We start from the raw sequence: 3,375 nt of genomic DNA, 5'->3' as shown, positions 1-3,375 counted from the left end.
ACCACCGCCACCGCATCCCGACCAACAGCACCCACCAGCTGCCCCACCGGAACCAGATCGCCGTCAACCGCCGCCCCAGCACCCCAACCCACCAGCTCCGCGCCATCCCCCGCCGACACCAACTCAACATCCCGCACCAACACCCCACCATCAGCAGCAACAACCCCCAAAACCCGAGCGAACTGCTCCAACACCCGATCAACCGTCGCCCCATCAAAAGCGGCCGTGGAAAACTCCACTTCCAGCGCCAGTTGATCCCCCGGCAGACACGCGATGCTGATCGGGAAATTCCCCAGCTCGATCGAGTCGAGCAGCTCGGAGGACTGGAAAAGCAGCTTTCGATCGTCCTCGGCCAGCCCGGGATAGTTCTGGAAAGCAATAGTGCTCGCGAACAACGACGTACCGCGAGGAATCTCCGAATAGCGCTGAACGTCGACCAGCGGCGTGTACTCGAACCGTTGCATCGCCACCTGGTTGTCCTGCAGTTCACGCAACCAGTCCACGAACGCCACATCAGAAGGCACCCGAGCCCGCAACGGAAGCGTGTTGATGAACAACCCGACGATCGACTCCATCCCGGCCAACTCCGCCGGACGACCCGACACCGTCAGACCGAACATCACATCGGACTCACCGCTGTACCGCGACAGCAGCAATGCCCAACCGGCCTGCACCACCGTCCCCAGCGTCACCCGCGCCCGCCGGGCGAGCTGCTCCAGCCCTTCCGTCACTTCACGCGAGAAGTCCACCCGACGCCGATCCTGCGACCAGTGCGCGGTCGCCTGCCGGTCCACCGGCAATGGAGTGGGCGCCTCGAACCCCGCAAGGTACTCCCGCCAGAACTCCTCCGCCTTACCGGACTCCCGCCTCTGCATCCATGCGATGAAATCGCGGTAGGGCCGTACTACAGGAAGTGCCACCTGCCCACCACGGCACAGCCCGTCGTACACGAGCGAGACCTCGTCCAGGACGATCGGCAGGCTCCACCCGTCGAACAGCCCCTGATACATGCTCCACAACAGCCAGAACCGACCGCCCCCGCGACCGAGGAGATACAGGCGCATCAACGGTGGCGCCTTCAGATCGAGCCCGCGCTCCCGATCACCGGCCAGCAGCTCGTCCAGCCGGGCGCGCTGCGTTTCCTCGGAGGCGTCGGACCAGTCCATCACCTCGAACGGAACAGAGACGCCGCCCATGACAACCTGCAGCGGTTCATCGACACCCTCCCAGACGAAACCCGTGCGCAGCGCCGCATGCCGCTTCACCACCACGCCCCACGCCTGCTTGAACAGCTCTACGTCGAGCCCGCCGGCGAATTCGTACAAGGTCTGGGCCCAATAGGCGCCGATATTCGACGGCGCCTCCAGGACATGGAACAGCATTCCCTGCTGCATCGGCCCCAACGGATAAACGTCTTCAATCACGACGCGCTCCACATCCTCACACAAGGGCGCACACTGTTGGCCATCCAACCGCAGCGACAGGCTACGTCGATGTCATTTCAACGCGTTTTCAGCGGGTTTCAGCAGACCCGCCCATCTGTTTCATAATTGACGCGAGGCTGTCCGTGCTCAGGTTCGCGAGCGGGAAGTCCGAGGGCGTGAACCCACCAGCCTCAGGCGCGAGACAGTGCTCCACCAATGCCTTCAACGCGCGCACGTAGGTCTCGGCGACCCGCTCAACGGTCTCGGCTCGGTGCACGTTCGCGGAGTAGTACCACTCGAAGACCATCTCACCGTCGGGAGCCTGAGCCGCCTCGACCTGGAACAGGTGGGAACGTGTCTGCTCCTTCCCCTCGGTCGGGCCGCACAGCCTGCCGGACAGCTCCCGCCGCAGCAGCTCAATCGAGTCATCGACCCCGCGATCGGCTCCACCCATGTAGTTGAAGATGACCTGCGGATTCGACGCCTGGCCCAGCTCACCGGTCAGATAGCGCAGCGCCCCATAGCCGACCCCTCGGTCAGGACTGCTGCGCAGTTGCTCCTTGACCGACTTGAGCACCACCGCCGGATCGGTCAGATCGGCGGCGGCCAGCCTGACCGGGAAGATGGAGGTGAACCAGCCGACCGTCCGTGACAGATCGATCTCTTCGGCGATGGCCTCCCGGCCGTGACTCTCCAGGTCGATCGTCACCGCATCGGTGCCCGCCCACTCGCCCAGCGCCTGCAGCAGCGCGGCCAGCAGCAGGTCGTTGATCTGTGTCCGGTACGCCTTCTGCGCACGAGTCAGCAGCGCCGAGGTCGTCTCGGCATCGAGCGAGACCCGCACGACCTGGCTGGAGGCCTCCGTATTGGCACCCGTCGCATCATCAACGGGCACCGCGAAGCCGGACTCGACCTGTTCCTTCCAGTACGGCAACTGCTCGCGTACCCGCTCCGTACCGGCATAGAGGTGGAGTTGCTCGGCCCACTGCTGGAACGAGGTCGTCTTGGCAGGCAGCCGCTCACCCCGGTAAGCGCGATCGAGATCCTCCAGCAGGACGTTCCACGACACCCCGTCCATCACCAGGTGATGAACGATGATCCCCAGCCAGCCCGGCTCCTCGCCCCGATCGAAGTAGACCACCTTGATCAACGGTCCATCGGCCAGGCTCAACGACGTCTGCGCGAGCGTCATCCGCTCGGCGACCTGGGCCCCATCCATCCCGGCCGCATCCACGACCGAGAAGACCTCACCCGACTCCCCCTCAACCACGCTCTGCGCCCACGCCCCCACAACCGAGTCGTAGACGAACCGCATCCGCAACGCGTCATGATGCGAGATCACCGCATCCACCGCCCGTGCCAACCCGGCGGCATCGACACCGGACGCCAGCTCGAACATGCCCGACCAGTTCCAATGATCACGATCAGCGATGTCCTGCTCGGTGAACCAGTGCTGGATAGGCGTCAGCGGCACCATCCCGACAACCAAACCCTGGTCGGCCAACGTGCTGACGGCACTGTCCTGGACCGCAACGGCCAGCTCGCCCACGCTCTGCCGCGCGAACACATCCGCCACATCCAGCCGCAACCCCGCCGCCCTGGCCCGAGCCACGATCTGCAAGCTCAGGATCGAATCGCCACCCAACTCGAAGAAGTTGTCATGCAACCCGACCCGCTCCACCCCCAGCACCTGCGACCAGATCCCCGCCAGCACCACCTCACTAGCCGTACGCGGCGGCACATACTCCACCCCCGCCGACACCACCGCATCCGGCTCCGGCAACGCCTTACGATCCACCTTGCCGTTGGCGGTCAACGGCAGACCATCCACCGTCATGAACACCGCCGGCACCATGTAATCGGGCAACCGGCCACGCATGAACGAACGCAACTCGGCGGCGTCGACAGGCCCTTCCGGGACCACATAGCCGATCAGCCGCTTACCACCACC

General features: G+C 64.8%; 2 protein-coding genes. Both read right to left on the bottom strand.

Annotated elements, in window-relative coordinates:
• On the bottom strand, positions 1-1,424 hold a 1,424-nt coding region (locus DQW85_RS03140; protein ID WP_240196891.1), incomplete at its 3' end, for a condensation domain-containing protein.
• Between the two features lie 88 nt (positions 1,425-1,512).
• Positions 1,513-3,375: condensation domain-containing protein (locus tag DQW85_RS03135; protein ID WP_240196890.1), on the bottom strand; the 1,863-nt coding region annotated here is incomplete at its 5' end.

This window comes from Nonomuraea lactucae (assembly GCF_003313395.1).
In the GTDB taxonomy this organism is placed as follows: domain Bacteria; phylum Actinomycetota; class Actinomycetes; order Streptosporangiales; family Streptosporangiaceae; genus Nonomuraea; species Nonomuraea lactucae.
This window is presented reverse-complemented; position numbering and strand designations above follow the sequence as displayed.